The organism is Streptomyces sp. NPDC089799 (assembly GCF_040684755.1).
In the GTDB taxonomy this organism is placed as follows: domain Bacteria; phylum Actinomycetota; class Actinomycetes; order Streptomycetales; family Streptomycetaceae; genus Streptomyces.
Genome location: NZ_JBFBGR010000011.1, coordinates 242,280 through 261,681 on the forward strand (window position 1 = coordinate 242,280; position 19,402 = coordinate 261,681).

Annotated in this window: 13 protein-coding genes; 10 read left to right on the forward strand and 3 right to left on the reverse strand. The window is 74.6% G+C overall.

The genetic code is table 11. The features are described 5' to 3' along the window. Positions 1 to 33 precede the first annotated feature (33 nt). Entirely contained in the window at positions 34 to 1,662 is a 1,629-nt protein-coding gene (locus tag AB0O36_RS15330) for an AMP-binding protein (protein ID WP_365109469.1), read from the reverse strand. A 139-nt stretch (positions 1,663 to 1,801) separates the two neighbouring features. On the opposite strand from AB0O36_RS15330, the gene AB0O36_RS15335 reads away from it, so the two are divergent. Continuing rightward, positions 1,802 to 4,435, forward strand: coding sequence for an FUSC family protein (locus AB0O36_RS15335; protein ID WP_365109472.1), 2,634 nt, complete (start codon positions 1,802 to 1,804; stop codon positions 4,433 to 4,435). Between the two features lie 394 nt (positions 4,436 to 4,829). Here AB0O36_RS15335 and AB0O36_RS15340 read toward each other — a convergent pair whose 3' ends face one another. After that, a complete protein-coding gene (locus AB0O36_RS15340) occupies positions 4,830 to 5,447 on the reverse strand; it encodes a hypothetical protein (RefSeq protein ID WP_365109474.1) in 618 nt (205 codons plus the stop codon). A gap of 140 nt (positions 5,448 to 5,587) precedes the next feature. Here AB0O36_RS15340 and AB0O36_RS15345 point away from each other — a divergent pair, with 140 nt between their 5' ends. Continuing rightward, complete coding sequence (locus AB0O36_RS15345; RefSeq protein WP_365109477.1) at positions 5,588 to 6,751, forward strand: winged helix DNA-binding domain-containing protein; 1,164 nt, start codon at positions 5,588 to 5,590, stop codon at positions 6,749 to 6,751. A 159-nt stretch (positions 6,752 to 6,910) separates the two neighbouring features. On the opposite strand, the gene AB0O36_RS15350 is transcribed toward AB0O36_RS15345, so the two are convergent. Beyond that, entirely contained in the window at positions 6,911 to 7,495 is a 585-nt protein-coding gene (locus tag AB0O36_RS15350; protein WP_365109480.1) for a hypothetical protein, read from the reverse strand. 266 nt (positions 7,496 to 7,761) lie between these two features. On the opposite strand from AB0O36_RS15350, the gene AB0O36_RS15355 reads away from it, so the two are divergent. The 8 genes from AB0O36_RS15355 to AB0O36_RS15390 all read left to right on the forward strand — a co-directional run bounded on the left by AB0O36_RS15355 (position 7,762) and on the right by AB0O36_RS15390 (position 19,301). After that, positions 7,762 to 9,135, forward strand: a complete 1,374-nt coding sequence (locus AB0O36_RS15355) for a cytochrome P450 (RefSeq protein WP_365109483.1) — start codon at positions 7,762 to 7,764, stop codon at positions 9,133 to 9,135. A gap of 124 nt (positions 9,136 to 9,259) precedes the next feature. Continuing rightward, positions 9,260 to 10,372 (forward strand): amidohydrolase family protein, encoded by a 1,113-nt coding sequence (locus tag AB0O36_RS15360; RefSeq protein ID WP_365109486.1) that lies wholly within the window; start codon positions 9,260 to 9,262, stop codon positions 10,370 to 10,372. Between the two features lie 157 nt (positions 10,373 to 10,529). Continuing rightward, entirely contained in the window at positions 10,530 to 11,045 is a 516-nt protein-coding gene (locus tag AB0O36_RS15365) for a hypothetical protein (RefSeq protein ID WP_365109489.1), read from the forward strand. Between the two features lie 274 nt (positions 11,046 to 11,319). Beyond that, on the forward strand, positions 11,320 to 13,251 hold the full coding sequence (locus AB0O36_RS15370; RefSeq protein WP_365109492.1) for a nucleobase:cation symporter-2 family protein: 1,932 nt from the start codon (positions 11,320 to 11,322) through the stop codon (positions 13,249 to 13,251). 183 nt (positions 13,252 to 13,434) lie between these two features. Then, complete coding sequence (locus tag AB0O36_RS15375; RefSeq protein ID WP_365109495.1) at positions 13,435 to 14,127, forward strand: helix-turn-helix transcriptional regulator; 693 nt, start codon at positions 13,435 to 13,437, stop codon at positions 14,125 to 14,127. A 195-nt stretch (positions 14,128 to 14,322) separates the two neighbouring features. Next, complete coding sequence (locus AB0O36_RS15380; protein ID WP_365109569.1) at positions 14,323 to 15,195, forward strand: glycoside hydrolase family 19 protein; 873 nt, start codon at positions 14,323 to 14,325, stop codon at positions 15,193 to 15,195. 36 nt (positions 15,196 to 15,231) lie between these two features. Continuing rightward, a complete protein-coding gene (locus AB0O36_RS15385; protein ID WP_365109498.1) occupies positions 15,232 to 15,852 on the forward strand; it encodes an L-threonylcarbamoyladenylate synthase in 621 nt (206 codons plus the stop codon). 170 nt (positions 15,853 to 16,022) lie between these two features. Continuing rightward, a complete protein-coding gene (locus AB0O36_RS15390; protein WP_365109501.1) occupies positions 16,023 to 19,301 on the forward strand; it encodes an amidohydrolase family protein in 3,279 nt (1,092 codons plus the stop codon). Positions 19,302 to 19,402: the final 101 nt, after the last annotated feature.

Consider the following 19,402-nt stretch of genomic DNA (forward strand, 5'->3'; position numbering starts at 1 on the left):
GCCACTGTCCCGCGTCCGCGGGCCGGGGGCGGGTCAGGACTCGCCCGCGAGCAGGCGGACCGCCATCTCGCGCATCTCCACCTTGCGGATCTTTCCGGTGACGGTCATCGGGAAGGCGTCGACCACATGGACGTAGCGCGGGATCTTGAAGTGGGCGAGCCGGCCGCCGCAGTAGGCGCGGACGGCGTCCGCGGTGAGGGGCTCCGCGCCGTCCCGCATGCGGAGCCAGGCCATCAGCTCCTCGCCGTACCTGTCGTCCGGGACGCCGATGACCTGGACGTCCAGGACGTCGGGGTGGCTGTGGAGGAACTCCTCGATCTCGCGCGGGTAGAGGTTCTCGCCGCCGCGGATCACCATGTCCTTGATGCGCCCGGTGATGCCCACGTATCCGTCCTCGTCCATCACCGCGAGGTCCCCGGTGTGCATCCAGCGGTCCTCGTCCACGGCTTCCGCGGTGAGTTCGGGCTGCTCCCAGTAGCCGAGCATGACCGAGTAGCCGCGGGTGCAGAGTTCGCCGGGTTCGCCCCGGGGCACCGTGCGCCCGGTCGCCGGGTCGACGACCTTGACCTCCAGGTGCGGGCCGACCCGGCCGACCGTGGAGACGCGGCGGTCGAGGGAGTCGCCGGAGCGGGTCTGGGTGGACACCGGCGAGGTCTCGGTCATGCCGTAGCAGATGGCCACTTCGGCCATGCCCATGCGGTCGATGACCTGGCGCATGACCTCCACCGGGCAGGGTGAGCCGGCCATGATGCCGGTGCGGAGGCTGCTCAGGTCGTGGCGGTCGAAGCCGGGCTCGGCGAGTTCGGCGATGAACATCGTGGGGACGCCGTAGAGCGAGGTGCACGCCTCCGCCTCCACGGCGGCCAGGGTGGCGGCCGGTTCGAAGGACGGTGCGGGGATCACCATCGCGGCGCCGTGGCTGGTGCAGGCCAAGGCCCCCATGACCATGCCGAAGCAGTGGTAGAAGGGGACGGGGATGCACACCCGGTCCTGCTCGGTGTAGTGGAGGAGCTCACCGACGAAGTAGCCGTTGTTCAGGATGTTGTGGTGCGAGAGCGTCGCGCCCTTGGGGAACCCCGTGGTGCCGCTGGTGTACTGGATGTTGATCGGATCGTCGGGGGTGAGCGTGGCCGCGACCCGGGCCAGGGCAGCCGGATCGGCGGTTCGGCCGCGGTCGAGGAGGTCCGTCCACAGCGGCCCGTCGAGCAGCACCGTGAACTCCAGCCCGGGGCAGTCCGGCCGGACCTCCCCGATCATCGCGGCGTAGTCGGAGGTCTTGAAGCGGTCCGCGGCCACCAGCAGGCGGACGCCCGCCTGGTTGAGTACGTACCGCAGCTCGTGGGAGCGGTAGGCCGGGTTGACGGTGACGAGGATCGCGCCGATCTTCGCCGTGGCGTACTGGACCAGGGTCCATTCGGCCCGGTTGGGTGCCCAGATGCCGACCCGGTCGCCCTTGCCGATGCCGAGGTCCAGCAGGCCGAGGGCGAGGGCGTCGACGTCCGCGGTGAATTCGGCGTACGTCCAGCGCCGTCCGGTGGCGGTCTCGACGAGGGCGTCGCGGCCGGGGAAGGCCGCCGCGGTGCGGTCGAGGTTGCCGCCGATGGTGTCGCCCAGCAGCGGGACCGTGGACGGACCCGATGCGTGGCTCGGTGCGGTGGGCACGACGTACCTCCTGGTCGGTCGGTCGGATTCCGAGCCCATGATCCACGCCGGGCGGGGCCCGGGCCAGACCCCGGCGGGGTGCTGTTGGCGGCTCCGTCCGCCGGGTGGCGCGGTCAGGGAGATCAACGATGCTGGTGTCATGGGTGCCGAACGGGCGGGGCGCACGGCGGGCGGCCCGCCCCGGCTGCCCGCGGCCTACGCCGCGGCGGGACGCCGCGCGGCGCGGTGCACGGTGGCCGCCGGCGGGGGGTTCTACCTGTTCCTGTACGGGTTGGACCAGCCGGTCGGCGCCACGTACGCGCTGTTCGGCGCGGTGTCGCTGGCCGGGCTGTCCCGGATCCCGGGGACCGGCCGGCAGCGCGCCCTGGTGGTGGCCCGGGTGCTGCCCGCGGCGTGGCTGCTGGTGGCGGCCGGCACCTTCCTGGCCGTACGGACCTGGACCGCCGTCGCCGGCATGCTGGTCATCGGCTTCGCGCTGGGCTTCGTCGCGGTGGGCGGTCCCCGCCCGGCGGGGGCTGCACCCGGCCTGCAGCTGCTGTACATCCTGCCCTCCTTCCCGCCGTACGCTCCCGACACCCTCGGGGAGCGGCTGACCGGGACCACCGTCGGGCTGCTGCTGCTGATCGCGGCCGAAGCCTTCCTGTTCCCCGATCCGCCGACCGTCCCCTACCGGGAACTCGCGGCCCGCGCGGCCGATACGGCCGCCCGCTGCGCCGCCGACCTGGCGGCGATCCCGTACGCCCTGGGCGGCGGTGCGGCGGCGGCCGCGACGGCGGCGGGCGAGGCCCTGCGCCCCACCCGTGTGCCGGAGGCCGACCGGCCGTCCGGACCGGGGGTGCGGGCCCGGGGGCTGACCCACACCGGGCTGGCGGCACGGACCCTGCTCAACCGGCTCACCCGGCTGCCGGCCAGGTCGCCCGGCGCACCGCCTGCCGACACACCGGCCGGCGCAGCGCCTTGTGACACACCGGCCGGCGCACTCGGCGGGGCACCGGTCATGGCGACGGGCCGCCGGCACTCCGGGATCGACCTGGAGGTCCTGCGTGCCGTCGAGCGGTCGGCGGCGGAGACCGCCGAGGTGCTGCGGCACGGATCCACGGCGGCCACCGCGCGGGCGGACCTGGCCCGCGTACGCGCGGAACTCTCGGCGGGCACGGCGGGACCCGGCGCCCCCGCGGCGCTGCGCCGGCACGCGGCCCTGCTGGAACTGGCGGACTCCGCGCTGGTCCTGTCGACCGCGGCCCGGCTGGGCGTACGGGGACGGGCGGCGGCCCCGGGCCCGCCCGTCGGACGGTTCTGGTACGCGCGGATGCGGGCGCCCCGGCTGTGGTGGCGGCGGGTGGCCGGGCACGCCGGGCGGCGGTCGGTCTTCTTCCAGAACGCCGTACGGATCAGCCTGGCGCTGGCGGCCGCCCGCGTGGTGGCGGGCGTGGACACCCTGCCGCACGGCTTCTGGGCGATGCTGGCCACGCTCACGCTGACCCGTACGACGGTGGGCGCGACGCGGACGACCGTCCGCCAGGCGCTGATCGGGACCTTCGTCGGAGCGGTGGCCGCGGCGGTGCTGCTCGCCCTGTTCGGGACCCACATCGACGTGTTCGCCATCGCGCTGCCGCCGCTGATGCTGGTCGCGTTCACCGTGGGGCCGGTGAAGGGGGTCGGCTGGGCACAGGGGCTGTTCACCGTGCTGATCTCCATGGTCTTCGCACAGCTGTCGCCGGTCACCTGGCAGCTGGCCGAGTTCCGGCTGCTGGACGTCCTGATCGGCAGCACGATCGGTTCGGTGTTCGCACTGCTGGCCTGGCCGCGAGGAGCACACCTGGAGGTGGCGCGGTCGGGCGCCGAGCTGATGCGGAGTGCCGCCGCCGTGGTGGTGATCACGACGGCCACCATCGTCACCGGGTCGGGGAAGCAGCGGCGGGACCCGCCCGGGCTGCGGTCGCTGCGGCACATGGTGATGCTGGCCGATTCGGCGTTCGCGCAGTACCAGAGCGAGCCCAGGCTGTTCCTCCACGCCACGGCGGGCGGGGCCGGACCGGACGGCGGGGAGCTGCGCCCGCTGGACTGGCAGGCCGCGCTGATGACCGGGCACCACGCGCTGTGGGGCGCGGACCGGCTGCTGCTGGCGCCACCGCCGACGGACCTGGCGCCGACCGCGCCACCGGCGGGGGCGGCCGGGGGCGGCGGAGGTACCGGCGACGGGGGTACGGCGGGTGCCTGGAGTGCCGGAGGCAGCGGGAGTGCCGGAGGTAGCGGGGGTGCCGGGAGTGCCGGAGATGCCGTGGAGCTCGCATCGGACGGCGGGTCGGCGGGTGGGAGCGCAGGCGGCCCGGAAGGGCTGCCGGACGTGTCCGCCCCCCTGCCACCCATGGCACCGGAGGCGGCCGCCGCGCTGACGGCCTTCTCGGACCGGGTCGCGGGGCGCATGCTGCTGATGTCGGCGGTCCTGGACCCCCTCGGCGACGCCCCGGACGCACTGGACGCACTGGTGCCGCGGCTGACTCCGGCGGCGGACGGCGGGGCCGGCGGCACGGCGGCCGAGACTGACGGCGCCGAGACTGACGGCGCGGAGGCTGACGGCGCGGAGGCGGGGGCTGACGGGCCGGGCAGGACGGACGGAACTCCGCCGGATCCCGCCGGTGCGCCCCGCCGCTACTACGCGGCGGTGTCCTGGCTGGCCGGACTGCAGGCGGACCTGGACCGGATCACGGCCGACCTGGCCGGACCGGGCGCCACGGCCACCGAAACCCGCCCGGACTCCGTCCACGGCTGACCCTCTCGGCCCGGCGTCGGCCCGGCGCAGGCCCGGCTCCGGTCCGGCTTCGGCGCCCGGCCCGGGCCCCGGCGCAGGCACGGATCCGTGCCTGCGCCGGTACGGCTCCGGCCGTCGCACGGGGGGAGCCTCGACCGGGTGACCGGGACCGACTGCCTCACGTGCGCAGGCCGCCGGTTCGCGCCGGGCACGCCAGGTACGCCGGGTGCGCCAGGTACGCCGGGCAGGCCGAGGCCCCAGGTACGCCGGTGCGCCGGGTACGCCGGACGCGCCGGGCACACCAGGTACGCCGGGCACGCCAGGCACACCGGGTACGCCAGACACACCGAGCACGCCGATGCGTCGGGGGCGCCGGGCACACCGGGTACGCCGGGTGCGCCGCCCGCACGCCGTCTCAGCCGTAAACCAGCGGACAGCCGTGCCGGATCGCGTGCCGGGCCGCCCGCAGGTACAGCGCCACGTGGAACGCGGTGTCCCGGTCCCTGCTCCACGGGCCGGGCCGGACGGCCGCCGCCCGTTCCGCCCCGCCGTCCAGGAACCACCCCGTGAGCCGGAGCGCGCCCGCTGCCCCCGGCACGGCTCCCGGCCCCGCGACTCCCCCGATCCCTCCGGGCCCCCCGTTCCCCCCGATCTCCGGCGGCAGGGCGATGGCCGAGGCCAGCCGCTCCGCGGCCCTCTGCACCTCGGGGGCGCCGGCGACCACGGCCTCGTCGTCGTACGAAGTCTCGAACGGCAGCCGTAGGGGCTCGGGCAGCGGCACCGGAACCAGCACCGTCCAGCCTCCGACCAGGTCCGCCTCCTCCCGGGTCAGCACCCTGCGGCAGAGGTCGCCGAAGCCCGCCATCCCCGCGACGGACTTCTCCTCGAACCGCTCCGGCGCACCGGCCGCCCGGAACGGCGCGAGGCCGCGCCGGACCAGGTCCGCGTCCAGCGCGGCCGCCACCTCCGCCCAGCCGCCCTCCCCGGGATCGGTCCAGTCCTCCCCGGCCACACTCGTGAGGTGGATGCCCATGACCGGTACGGTACGGGGCGGCACCGACAGCACCGGCGGCACCGACTCCGCTGTCGGACCCGGCCGTTAGGGTGACCGGACGGCCGGAGGAACCGGACCGGCGGGGGCTCCGGGGCGGAGCGGGCAGGGCGGGGCAGGGCATGAAGGTGACACGTCAGCAGCTCAACCGGGCCACGCTCGCCCGCCAGTTGCTGCTCCGCCGGGAGACGGTCGGGGCCGCCGAGGCGGTACGGCGCGTGGTCGCGCTGCAGGCACAACACCCCGCCTCGCCCTACCTGGCGCTGTGGAACCGGCTGGCAGGGTTCGATCCGGCCGAGCTCGACGCCGCCTTCTCCGATGGCACCGTCGTCAAGTCCACCCTGATGCGCATCACGCTGCACGCCGTACACGCCGACGACTACCGGGCGTTCCGCGAGGCCGTGCACCCCACGGTGCGGGCCGCCCGGCTCGGGGACCGCTTCACCGCCTCCGGGCTGACCGCGCAGGACGCCGACGCATTGGTACCCGAGCTGCTCGCCTTCGCCGATCGCCCGCGCACCAACGCGGAGTACGAGCAATGGCTCGGCCGACGTCTGGACCCGCCGCCCGGACCGGGGGCCTGGTGGGGACTGCGGCACCTGACCCCGCTGCTGCACGCACCCACCGGAGCACCGTGGTCCTTCGGGGAGCGCCCGTCGTACGTCGCTCCCCCGATGCCACCGGCGCTCGGGGACCCGGAGGTGTCGGACGCCTCGCTGCGGGCACTGGTGCTGCGCCATCTGGAGGGGTTCGGGCCTGCCTCGGTCGCCGACGTGGCGCAGTTCGCGCTGGTCGGGCGGGGCCGGGTGCGGAAGGCCCTGTCGGCCCTGGCCGAAGGGCCGGCACCGCTGGAACGGCTGGAAGGGCCCGACGGCGAGGAGCTGTTCGACGTCCCGGGCGCACCGCGGCCCGACGCGGACGTACCGGCACCGCCCCGGCTGATGGCGATGTGGGACAGCGTCCTGCTGGCCCACGCGGACCGGAGCCGGGTCCTCCCGGCCGGCTACCGCCCGCTGGTCATCCGCCGGAACGGGGACGTACTGCCGGCCCTGCTGGTCGACGGGTACGTGGCCGGGGTGTGGCGCCCGGCCGAGGGCGGGATCGAGGCGACCGCCTTCCACCGCCTGCCGGACGGGGTCTGGGAGGAACTGGCCGCCGAGGCGGCGCGGCTGACGGCCTTCCTGGCCGACCGCGAGCCGCGGGTGTACGGCCGCTACGACCACTGGCGGAGCAAGCCGCCGGCGCTCCCGGACGGCCACGAGGTCAGGCTGCTCCCCGGGCCCTGACACCGAAGCCGAAGCCGACACCGAAGCCGAAGCCGACGCCGACAGCGATGTCGACGCCCGCACCCACACCACGCCCACACCCGCGCACCGGCGCCCCGGCCGACGGCCCGCCGCGCGGGTCGGCCGCCGGCCGGGGTCACCGGACCCGCGCGCGCCCGGTCAGGAGGCCGGCTTGAGGGGCCTGGTCGTGCCGGGAAGGCAGGTGACCGCCGAGTTGAAGGTCTCGTTGACCCCCTTGGGGTTCTTCTTCCACAGCCACAGGTGCAGCCCGTAATGGACCGGCTGCCCGGGGAAGTTGCCGCGCAGCGGGCCCTTGAAGGGGACGCCGAACAGCGACGGCCGGTCGTCGTCCGTCGCCGGGTTCTGGTCGCGGTCGTAGACCACCCACTGCACCCCGACGAGGCGCTTGCCGCCGCGGCCGTCGTCCTCGTAGTACAGGGCGGCGGGCTTGGCCGGGTCCAGGGAGTTGTCGAGCGAGTGGTTGAAGTGCGGGTAGCCGAGCGAGCCGGTGCCGCCGGCCCGGTCGGTGACGCAGTACTTGTCCGGTACGTAGCCGGCCTTCACCGCGTTGGCGTGCAGCAGGTACGGGGCGGTCGCCCGGTACACGGTGGTGAGCTGGACGGCGGCGTTCGCGGCGTCGGTGCCGGCGCGGCCGGCCGCGGTGTCCGCCGCGGCCGGGGCCGCCGCGGCCGTCACGGCGAGCGCGGCGGCGGTGCTGAGGGTCAGGGCGAGATGACGGGCCATGCGCGGACTCCTTGGGGGCGGGCCGGCCAGACGAGCGGGAGACGGGCCTGGTACGAGCGGGGGCGGCCGGCTGCACGAGCAGCGGTTCCCCGTTCCGGCGGTGTTCCCACCCGCCCGCCCCGGACGGGTGACGGCCGGTCGGCCGACCCCCGGACGGGGTTCCCGGACGCGCCGTCACCCGGACGCCCCACCAACCGTTTCGCCGTCCCGGGGCACGGGGAACCGGTGTGACCGCGAGAACCCGAGTACACGGAAGGGCGCGGACCATGGCGCAGGAGCACCAGCAGCACACGACGGCCGGCAGCGGCGGCGGCACGTACGGCGGATCGCTGGACGACCTCGTGGCGTCCGTGTCCAGGGGCGCACCGGAGTACCGGACCTGCCCCCACGCCGCGTACGCGACGCTGCGCGAGCAGGCCCCGGTCTGCCGGCTGACCCCTCCGCACGGGGTCGACACGTATCTGATCACCCGGTACGAGGACGCGCGGGAAGCCCTGTCCGACCCGCGCTTCAGCAAGGACCTGCGGGCCGGCGCCGACGTCTACCACGCCGTGTACGGCAGCTTCTTCGACGACCTCGACGACAACGTGCTCAACTCCGACCCGCCGCGGCACACCCGGCTGCGGCGTTCCCTGCGCAGCGCGTTCAGCCCGCGGCGGGTGGAGGAGATGCGGCCGCGGGTCACCGAGATCACCGAGCACCTCCTCGCGGAGTGCCGGCGGCGGAACTCCGTCGACCTGATGCCGCAACTGGCGTTCCCGCTGCCGATCGCCGTGCTGTGCGAGCTGATCGGGATCCCGGAGGCCGACCGGCCCGAGATCCTGGAGCACTTCTCGGTGGTGACGCGGGCCCGCTTCGACCCGGGGCTCCGCAGCGAGCTCAAGGCAGCCGAGGAGTGGCTGCAGGACCGGCTGGCCCGGCTGATCACGCACGCCCGGGAGCACCGGACCGACTCCTTCCTCGGCGACCTGGTCCGGGCGGAGGAGGGACTGGACGACGCCGAGCTGCTGTCCTCGCTCTGGGTGATCTTCTTCGCGGGCCACAAGACGACCGCGTACCAGATCGGGAACTGCGTGCTGGACCTGCTGCTCCACCCCGAGCAGCTGGCGCGGCTCAAGGCGGACCCGGGGCTGATCCCGGCGGCGGTCGAGGAGATGGTGCGTTTTGAGGGGTCGGTGGAGACGTCGACCTTCCGGTACGCCGCCGAGGACGCCGAGATCGGCGGCACGCTGATCCCCAGGGGCTCGCTCGTCCAGATCGCCATCACCTCGGCGAACCGGGACCCCGCGAAGTTCGACGCCCCCGACGTCCTGGACGTCACCCGGGAGGGCCTGCAGAGCACCCACCTCGGCTTCGGCCACGGGACGCACTACTGCCTGGGCGCGCCGCTGGCACGGCTGGAGCTGGAGGTCGCGCTCACCAGTCTGCTGCGGGAGTTCCCGGAGATGCGGCTGGAGGACCCGGAGGACGCCCGGGGAGCGTGGGTCAAGGGGCGGATGGCGGCGTTCCGGGGTCTGGAACGGCTCCGGCTGGTCCTGGACCCGTCGCGCCCTTCCGGGGAGCAGGCCGCGGACACGATCTCCTCGGTGATCTCCTCGGTGCCCCCGCCGCCGACCGGCGTACCCACCCGCGGCAACTGACCGCCGCACACACTGCTCTCCCCTCCCTCTCCCCTCCCCGCGGCGGCGGACCCGCCGCGGGCCCACTCTGCAGCGCGGGACCGCTCGGCGACCCGCACCCCTACCCCACGGACGGTGGATCGGCATGGCGGAATCTCCCAGTACCTCCGGACTGCGCCTCCTGGGCATGCCGGTGGACGAGCTGCGGATCTCGGCCGCGGGCACCGTCGTACCCGCCGCGCCGGCGCGGGACGCGGCCGCACCGGGCACGCCCGAGACGCACTCGGGGCATGCCCGGATCGACATGCACCACCACTACTGCGCGCCGGAATGGCGGGAGTGGGCGGTGCGCCACGAGCTGATCCGGGCGGAGCAACTGCCGCCGTGGGCACGCCTGGACACGGAGGACGCGATCCGCTTCATGGACCGTGCGGGGATCAGCACCGCGGTCCTGAAGCCGATGCTGCCCGCGCGCTACCACTCCTCGGCGCAGCTGCGCGAGGCGATCACCATCACGCTCCAGTCGATGGCCGAGGCGGCCCACTCCCATCCGGGCCGGTTCTCGTTCTACGTCCCGCTGTTCCTGGACGACCTCGACGCCTCCTCCTGGGCGGTACGCCGCGGCCTGGACCGGCTCGGCGCGGTCGGGGTGAACCTGACGGCCAACTATGGGGGCGTCTACCTGGGAGACCCGTCCTACGACCGGGTGTTCCACGAGCTGGACGAGGCCGCCGCCGTGGTGGACACCCATCCGCACAACCTGCCGGGCGGCCCGCCCGGCGCCGCCACGGGGCCCGGTGCGGCGACGGTCCCCGGCATCCCGAACTTCATGTGCGACTTCCTGCTCGACACCACGCGGGCCGCGGTGAACATGATCAGCAAGCGGACGCTGGACCGCTTCCCGAACATCTCGGTGGTGCTGCCGCACGCCGGCGGCTTCCTGCCGTACATCGCGAACCGGCTGCAGGCCCTCGGCAGGTTCTGCGACCCGCCGGTCGACGCCGGCGCCGTCCGCGAGTACCTCGGCCGCTTCTACTACGACACGGCCGGCCCGATGGCGCCGGCCGCCACCCTGCTCGACCATGTCCCGTCCGAGCACATCCTGTTCGGCACCGACTATCCGGCGGCCCCCGCCGACACCGTCCTCGACCTGGCCCTCCCGGCCCTGGACGCGGACCCGTCCTTCACCCCGGAGCAGCTGCAGGGGATCTACCACGACAACGCCCTCCGCCTGATTCCCCAACTGGCGACGGTCTGACCGCGGATCGGACTCGACCCGGCTGCATCCCCGCCCCGGGGATCCGTCACCGCACGACAGTTCGGTCGGCGGGCCGCTGCTGTGGCCCGCCGACGAGCCCTGGCCGCCCTGCACGGTCCCGCACACGGCCGGGGCCTGCTTGCTCCAGGTGCTGCGGGTGGAGCGGAGCCTCCGGGCGCGGACCGCGATGCACCCGGAGGGCGCGCCGGGGTATACCGCGGAGGAGAGAGCGGTCCTGGAGGGGATCGACCGGGACGCCGGCCTGCCCGACGGACCGGTCCCCATGCTGCCGTTGGCCCGGTTGTACGTGCGCGACGTCCCCGTGCTGTGTCCGCCCCGGCGGTCCGGGGCCGATCTGCTGCAGGTGCTGTGGCGCCCCTTCGACCACCCGGATCGGTACATGCCCAGGACCGCATTGGTCTGGCGGTCCGCAGCCGCCGTCACCGACGTCCTCGCGGCACCGCCGGAACCGGTCGCGGTGGAGTTCGAGGAGTACGTGCCCGTGCCGTGCGTGCTCGCGCCCGAGCAGGTCACCCAATACCCCGACCCGATGGAGCCGGGCGAGGATGTCCCTCACCGCCAGGAGCGTGAGCGGTCAGGGGCAGCCCGTAGCCATCGCCCCTTCCGGCAACGAAATCCGCAGCTGACGGCCCGTCTGGCCGTGGATTCCTAAGTTACCGTCCGGTTTTGCCAACCAAATCACGGTTCACCACTTGCGGAACCCGGGGTTCCTTCGACAGTATCGGCCGCGTTCCGCCTCGACGCCCGGACGCGTACCGGTAATCCCGTGCCGTCATCCTGCCGAGCTGCCCCTGCCGAGCCGCCCGATCCGCGCGGCCGGCCGCTTGCGCCTTCCCTCGAGGCTCCACCCCGCCGCGCGACCCCGCGTTCCCCCGACCCCGGTCGCGCGCTCCTTCTCATTCACCTACCTCGAAGGCAAGGCAGAGATGGCACCACTGGCCGCGCGCCGGAAGACTCCGGCCGGCACCGAGCACCCCGTGCATCCCGTGGACGAGGTGCTCCCCCTCTCCCGGCTGTCGCTGTACGGGTTCCAGCACGTCCTGGCGTTCTACGCCGGCGCGGTGCTGGTGCCGATCATCCTGGGCAACAGCCTCGGGCTCTCGGCCCAGGAGCTCGTCTACCTGATCAACGCCGACCTGGTCACGGCCGGCATCGCCACCATCATCCAGGCGTGGGGCTTCTGGCGGATCGGCGCCCGCCTGCCGCTCGTCCAGGGCGCCACCTTCACCGCCGTCTCCCCGATGATCGCCATCGGCCAGGGCGCGGGCGGCGGCACGGCCGGCCTGCTCGTGGTGTACGGCGCGGTGATCACGGGCGGCATCGCCACGTTCCTGTTCGCCCCGTTCGTCGGGCGGCTGGCCGCGTACTTCCCGCCGATCGTCACCGGCACCCTCCTCACCGTCATCGGCATCGTGCTGATCCCGGTCGCCCTGCAGGACGTGGGCGGCGGCCCCGACCTGGTCGGCCAGTCCGGGTACGGCGAACCGTCCCACGTGGCCTACGCCGGCGGCACCCTGGCACTGATCCTGCTGGTGACCCGGTTCGGCGGACCGTTCCTGCGCAGCATCGCGGTGCTGATCGGCCTCATCGGTGGCACGGCGGCGGCCTGGCTGCTCGGCGACGCCAGCCTGAGCGCGGTCGAGCAGGCGGACTGGGTCGGCATCAGCACCCCCTTCCACTACGGCGTGCCGGAGTTCTCGGTCTTCCCGATGCTGGCCATGGTCGTGGTCATGATGATCACCATGGTGGAGACCACCGGCGACGTGTACGCCATGGGCGAGATCACCGGGCGCGAGGTGGACGGCGAGACCGTCGGCCGGGCCCTGCGCGCCGACGGCCTCGCCACCGTGCTCGGCGGCGTCTTCAACTCCTTCCCCTACGTGGCCTTCGCGGAGAACATCGGCCTGGTGCGGATCTCCCGGATCACCAGCCGGTTCGTGGTGGTCGCGGCGGGCGTCTTCATGATCCTGCTGGGGCTGGTCCCGAAGGCGGGCGCCGTGGTGGCCTCCGTCCCGCACCCGGTGCTCGGCGGTGCGGCCATCGCGATGTTCGGCATGGTGGCGACGGTCGGCATCCAGATCCTCTCCAAGGTCGACCTGCGGGAGGAGCGCAACGCGCTGATCCTGGCGGTCAGTCTGGGCGCGGCCATGCTCCCCACCACGGTGGAACCGCTCTTCGAGCGGATGCCGACCGAGGTGCGGGCGGTGCTGGGCAGCGGCATCACGCTGGGCAGCCTCACCGCGATGCTGCTCAACCTGTTCTTCCACTCGTTCGGCGACCGGCGGACCCGGGAGGACATCGACTGGGACGGGCTCGCGGACGCGGACGCAGCGGACGCCGGCGGCGGCACCGGACGCCGGGACGACGGCAAGGACTGGAACGCCTGGGCCCCCCGGTCCCGCGGCCACGAGGGGCCGGGCGCCCACGCCGACGAGGACGCCCGGACCGGTTACGACGACCAGGACGGCCGCGCCGGTCAGGACGCCCCAGCAGGCCAGGCATCCCGCGGCGGAGACCGGGGCACCCGGAGCGGCTGGGGCGGCTACGCAGCCCGCCCGGGTTCCGGCGGTGGCCATGCCGGCGCCGCCCCCGGCGAGCCCGGGTACACGGCCGGCGGCGGGCACGGCGCGCACGGCACTCACGGCACTCACGGCGGGTACTCCGGGTACGCCGGCAACCCGGGCTACGGCAGCCCTGCCGGCGCTCCCGGCACAGGCGCTGCGGACGTGTACCCGGGCGCAGGCAACGACGCCGGCGACCCCGGCCGGACCGCCGGCTACGGCGGCGACTCGGGGTACGGCGGTGACCCGGGGTACGGCCGCGGCGCGGACCCCGACGGCTGGGACGGCAGCCGGTAGTTCGTGCCCTTCGGATCAGGCCCGATCCGCCTGCGGCACCGGACGCCGCGGGCCCGGCACGATCCGCACGACACGGCCTGCGCTTCCGCCAGGCCGGCCCACCGACTCCGCCCGCCCCGCCCACCCCGCACGCAGCGCGCCGCACCGCGCCGCTCCGCGGGGCCCCACCGAGGTGATCCGCCCGTGTCCAGACCGCCGTTCTCCCCCACCGAGGCCAGGGCCGCCCGCCTGCGCGTCGGTATGTCCCCCGATCAGGTCGTCGCCGCGATGGCGCAGTTGGGCATGGACCGGCCGCCCGAAGCGGTCCACGCCTGGGAATCGGGCACCGTCGCGCCGTCCGAGATCGAGCTCTTCGCGCTCGCGGACGCCCTGTGGTGCCCCGTCCAGGCACTGATGGCACGGGTGCCGAGCACCCTGCGCGAGCACCGGCTGGCCCGGCAGTTCACGGCCGATCGGCTGGCCCAGCGCATCGGCATGGACCCGTACGACTACGCCCGCGCCGAGGCCGAGCACCGGTGGTTCGGGAACGACCGCCAGACCCTGATGCTGGCGGACGCCCTCGGCATGCGGGTGGACGACCTGCTGGGCCTGGTCGAGCGGGGCGCCGAGCTGGTCTCCCTGCTCCACGAGGCCGTCGAGGGCCGCTGGAAGAGCTATGTGGCTCCGCTCGCGGAGCTGGCCCGGGCCGACGACCGCGCGGTGGCGCAGGCCCTGCGCACCCTGCACCGGGAGTACTCCCTCTTCAACGAGCGCTACATGGGCCACCTGGTCGCCCGCAGCGGCGACGTACGCCTCAAGGAGATCGCCGTGGAACGCGCCCGGTGGCTGCGGGACCTGCCCGAGCGCTTCCGGCTGATGGCCGCCCACGGCGGCTGACCGGAGCGCACACCGCGGGACACCACACGCCCACATCCGGAATGGTCTGGACCTTGACAGGTCCAGACCATTCTCGGTTGAGTGGAGGAACTGCGGGGGGAGTTGCCGTCTCCGCCCCGCGACTCCCCCCACTCAAGGAGCAGTTACGTGATACGTGCCTTCCGCCGCCGTACCCTCGCACTGACCGCGTCCGCCCTGACGGCCCTCGGCCTGGCCGCCGGACTCACCCTCACCCTGCCCTCGCCCGCCTCCGCGGCCGACGCCTGCGCGGCCGCCTGGTCGCCGGGCGCCGTGTACACCGGAGGGGCGACCGCCTCGTACAACGGCCGCAACTGGCAGGCGAAGTGGTGGACCCGGAACGAGACCCCGGGTACCACCGGCGAATGGGGCGTCTGGGCCGACCGGGGCAGCTGCGGCACCGGAGGGGGCGGCCAGGACCCCGACCCGTCCGGCTTCGTCGTCAGCCGGGCGCAGTTCGAGCAGATGTTCCCGAACCGGAACCCCTTCTACACCTACGACGGCCTGGTCGCGGCCCTCTCCGCGTACCCCGGCTTCACCCGCACCGGCGACGACACCACCCGGCGCCGCGAGGCCGCGGCCTTCCTCGCCAACGTCTCCCACGAGACCGGTGGCCTGGTCCACATCGTCGAGCAGAACACCGCGAACTACCCGCACTACTGCGACGCCGCCCAGCCGTACGGGTGCCCGGCCGGGCAGGCCGCCTACTACGGCCGCGGCCCCATCCAGCTCAGCTGGAACTTCAACTACAAGGCCGCCGGGGACGCCCTCGGCATCAACCTGCTGGCCGACCCCTACCTCGTCGAGCGCGATCCGGCCGTCGCCATGAAGACCGCGCTCTGGTACTGGAACACCCAGAACGGCCCCGGCACCATGACCGCGCACGCGGCGATGGTGAACGGAGCCGGCTTCGGCGAGACCATCCGCTCCATCAACGGCGCCCTGGAGTGCAACGGCGGCAACCCCGCACAGGTGCAGAGCAGGATCTCGAAGTACCAGCAGTTCACCCAGGTCCTGGGAGTGACCCCGGGGTCCGGCCTCGGCTGCTGACGCGTGGGCCGTCCGCCGGGCGCGTAGGCTCGGCGGATGGCCAAGTACTTCGACGTGCACCCGGAGAACCCGCAGCGACGCGCCATCGGCAACGTGGCGGACAGTCTGCGGGCGGGCGCGCTCATCGCGTATCCCACCGACTCCTGCTTCGCCCTGGGCTGCCAGCTGGGCAACAAGGACGGGATCGACCGCATCCGGTCGATCCGGGACCTGGACGACCGGCACCACTTCACCCTGATGTGCGAGAACTTCGCGCAGCTGGGGCGGTTCGTGCACGTGGACAACGACGTGTTCCGGGCCGTCAAGGCGTCGACGCCGGGCGCGTACACCTTCATCCTGCGGGCGACCTCGGAGGTGCCGCGCCGGCTGATGCACCCGAAGAAGAAGACGGTCGGCGTCCGGATCCCCGACCACGTGGTGACCCAGGCCCTGCTGGCCGAGCTCGGGGAGCCGCTGCTGTCCAGCACGCTGCTGCTGCCCGGCGAGGAGGAGCCCATGACACAGGGCTGGGAGATCAAGGAGCGGCTCGACCACGTGGTGGACGCCGTGGTGGACTCCGGGGACTGCGGCACCCGGCCGACCACCGTCATCGACTTCTCCGGCGGCGAGGCGGAGATCGTCCGGTACGGGGCCGGGGACACCACGCGCTTCGAATGACCGGCGGCGCGGCGTCCCGTCGGGTGCCGCCGGCGACCCGCCCGTCACCCGCCCCGCCGTCCCGCCCGTCACCTGCCCCGTCGCCCGTTGCCCGGACGGCCCCTTGATCGTTCAGGGGCTGACGGCGGTCGGCGGGACGAGGACGGGCGGGACGGGTGGTCGCGGTGCGGATGGGGCGCAGGGCGGTACTGAAGGCGGCATCGGGCGGTGCGCTGGCGGCGCTCCCGCTCTCCGGCCCGGCGGCGGCCGGCGGCCGGACCGCGGCGAGCGACCCCGGGCCCGTCGGCGCTGCCGCCGCCGGGAGCGGTCGGGCCTCCGACGGTGCCGGCGAACTCGTCCGGCTGCGCCTGACCGCCGCGACCAACGGCACGGCCACCGCGACCTCCTCCGGCGACCGGGTCATCGCCGAGGTCCAGAACATCCTCTGGTCGGTCCCCCTGGACGGCACGGCCGCGACCCCGCTCACCCCGCCGGACCTGGAGCCGTGCCGCCCGGTGTTCTCCCCGGACGGCCGCTGGGTCGCCATGAGCGCCTACCGGGGCGGCGGCTTCCACATCTGGCTGATGCGGCCGGACGGCTCGGGGCTGCGCCCGCTGACCGACGGCCCCTTCGACGACCGGGCTCCCGCCTGGTCGCCCGACGGCCGCACCCTCGCCTTCTGTTCGGAGCGCGGCGGTGATCCGGTGGCGGGCTGCCCGTACCGGATCTGGACCGTGGACGTGCGCGACGGGCGGCTGAGCCGGCTGACCGGGCTGCCGGGCCGGCCGGGTCCCGGCCAGGACTCCGCCTGGGAGGACTACGACCCGGCCTGGTCCGCGGACGGCTCCCGGGTGCTGTTCGTCCGGGGCACCGCGGACGGGGACGCGCTCGTCGCGCGGACCCTCGCCTCGGTGGCCGTTCCCGCCGCGGGCGCCTCCGCCTCCACGGGTGCCGTACGCGTGGAGCACACCGTCACCGAGGGCCGGCTGATGGCCCCCGCCCTGTCCCCGGCCGGCCGTACGGCCTGGCTGTGCGCCCTCCCCGGCCCGCGCCGCGCCGAGACCGTGACCCTGGTGGTGGACGGGCGGCGGGTGGCCCTCGACGGCGAGCTCGCCCCCGCTCCGCCGCGCTGGATCGGCGAGGACCGGCTCCTGGTCACCCTCGACGGCCGGTTCCGGGTGATCCGCCCGCACCGGGACGGCACCGGCACCCCCACCGCGTCCGTCTCCGACTCCGGCACCGAGATCGTCCTCGACGCCACGCTGGAGGTGCGCCGGCCCCGCCGCCGTATCAAGGCGTACGTCCTGGAGGCGGAGCGCACGCTGCCGGTGCGCGGGATCCACCAGCCCCGGCTCTCGCCCGACGGCCGGACCGTGGCCTTCGCCGCCCTCAACTCGCTGTGGACCGCGCCGGTCACCGGCGGGGCCCCGCGCCGGATCCTGCGCTGCCCGGAATCCGCCTACGTACAGGGCCCGGTGTGGACCCCTGACGGGCGGGATCTGGTGTACACCGATGACCGGGACGGACTGAACGCCGTACGCCGCCTCGACCCGGCCACCGGGCGGGACCGGCTGCTGGCCGGGGGCGGCCGGGTGTACGGCGTGCTCTCGCCGGACGGCACCCGGCTGGCCGCCCTCGACCTGGCCGGGCGGCTCCACGTCCACGATCCCGCGGCCGGCACCGACACCCCGCTGGTGCCCGCGCTCGGCGGCGGGGGCCTGCCCGGGCAGCCCAGCTGGTCGCCGGACGGCCGGTACCTCGCACTGTGCGACCGGAACCGGCTCAACCGGCGCTTCCGCGAGGGCTACAACCTGATCCGGATCGTGGACACCCTGACCGGGGCGGACCGCCTCCACGCCCTCGCGCCGCACGCCTCGCTCTCCGACCGGTACGCCGCCGGCCCGGTCTGGTCGCCGGACGGCAGGCACCTGGCCTGTGTCAGCGAGTCCGCGCTGTGGCTGCTGCCGGTCCGCCCCGACGGCACTCCGGACGGTCCGGCCCGCCGGCTGACCGACGAACCGGCCGACCACCCCTCCTGGTCCGGGGACTCGCGGACGCTGCTCTACCAGTCGGGCGCGCGGCTGCGGCTCCTCCGGCTGGGCGCGGACGGCTCCCCCGCCGGGCCGGCCCGTACGGTACCGGTGTCCTTCGGGTACCGGCGGCCGGCGCCCGTGGACACGGTGGTGCGGGCCGGACTCCTGTGGGACGGCACCGGAACGCCGCCGCGCGCCGATGTCGACGTGCTGGTCCGCGGCGGCCGGATCGCCGCCGTGGAGCCGCACCGGGCGGGCCGGCCGCGGCGGGCGGCGCGCACCGTGGACGCCTCGGACGCCACCGTCCTCCCGGGCCTGTGGGACGCGCACGTGCACTCGTACCCCTACACCTACGGGGCCCGGCTCGGCGCACTGCAGCTGGCGTACGGGGTGACCACCGCGGTCTCCTTCGGCGGGTCGGCGTACGAACAGGCCCGGCTCCGCGAGGACGTGCGGGCCGGACGGCTGGCGGCGCCCCGGCTGCTGGCGGGCGGGGAGCTCCTGGACGGGTCCCGGGTGGCCTACACCATGGGCCGCGCGCACCGCACCCGGGAGGGGTTCGCCCGGAGCCTGGTGCGGGCCGCGGAGCTGGACTGGGACCTGGTCAAGACGTACGTGCGGGCCCCGTTCGGGCTGATGGCGGAGGCGGCGGAGTTCGCGCACGGGCTGGGGGTGACGGCCGGTTCGCACCTGTGCGCGGCCGGGATCCAGTCCGGGCAGGACCTGACCACCCATCTGACGGCCACCGAGCGCGCCGAGTACGGGCACGGCTGCACCCCGGAGAACCACACCCACCAGGACACGGTGGAGCTCTACACGCGGGGGCGCTTCCACCTGGTCGCCACGCCGTTCACGGCGCTGCCCCTGCTGGGCGCCGACCCGGGGGCGGCGGCGGACCGGCGGGTGCGGGAGCTGATGCCGCCGTGGGACGTGAAGGCGGTCGAGGCGGCCGCGCTACGGCCGCCGAGCACGGAGCAACTGGCCCTGCTGGAGCGTGAGGTGGCCACGTACCGGCGCGTGCTGGACGGGGGCGGACTGGTGGCCCTGGGCACCGACGCCCCGCTGGTGCCCACCGGCCTCCACCTCCACCTGGGCCTGCGCGCCCTGCACCGTTTCGGCCTGAGCGCGGCGGAGGCCCTGACCACCGTCACCCGGACCCCGGCGCGGATCTTCGGCGTCGAGGACCACCTGGGCACCGTGGAACCGGGCCGGCTGGCCGATCTGACGATCGTCGGCGGCGACCCCTTCACGGACTTCGCCGCCCTGATCCGCACCCGGGCCACCCTCCGCGGCGGCACCCTCCACGAACCTGCTGCCGCCCGGTCCACCGCCCCTGCACACGCCACTCCCCCGGCGGCGCCGGAACACTGGCAGGCGGTCCTCGACCAGATGCTCCGTGACGGCTGCTGCCACCCGGGGCAGCACCCGGTGCCGTGACCGCACCGGCTCGGCCACCGGCGGTTCACCGGCGGTGACCGCAGGAATTCATGAGGTGAGAGAAGAGTGAATCCCGTACTGAATTGCCGTCAACAGGCAGC

What these genes read in the sequence shown, in the direction of transcription:
- AB0O36_RS15335 (WP_365109472.1), top strand. Translation starts at nt 1,802, where the DNA reads ATGGGTGCCGAACGGGCGGGGCGCACGGCGGGCGGCCCGCCCCGGCTG.
- AB0O36_RS15340 (WP_365109474.1), bottom strand. Translation starts at nt 5,447, where the DNA reads ATGGGCATCCACCTCACGAGTGTGGCCGGGGAGGACTGGACCGATCCC.
- AB0O36_RS15345 (WP_365109477.1), top strand. Translation starts at nt 5,588, where the DNA reads ATGAAGGTGACACGTCAGCAGCTCAACCGGGCCACGCTCGCCCGCCAG.
- AB0O36_RS15350 (WP_365109480.1), bottom strand. Translation starts at nt 7,495, where the DNA reads ATGGCCCGTCATCTCGCCCTGACCCTCAGCACCGCCGCCGCGCTCGCC.
- AB0O36_RS15355 (WP_365109483.1), top strand. Translation starts at nt 7,762, where the DNA reads ATGGCGCAGGAGCACCAGCAGCACACGACGGCCGGCAGCGGCGGCGGC.
- AB0O36_RS15360 (WP_365109486.1), top strand. Translation starts at nt 9,260, where the DNA reads ATGGCGGAATCTCCCAGTACCTCCGGACTGCGCCTCCTGGGCATGCCG.
- AB0O36_RS15370 (WP_365109492.1), top strand. Translation starts at nt 11,320, where the DNA reads ATGGCACCACTGGCCGCGCGCCGGAAGACTCCGGCCGGCACCGAGCAC.
- AB0O36_RS15385 (WP_365109498.1), top strand. Translation starts at nt 15,232, where the DNA reads ATGGCCAAGTACTTCGACGTGCACCCGGAGAACCCGCAGCGACGCGCC.
- AB0O36_RS15390 (WP_365109501.1), top strand. Translation starts at nt 16,023, where the DNA reads ATGGGGCGCAGGGCGGTACTGAAGGCGGCATCGGGCGGTGCGCTGGCG.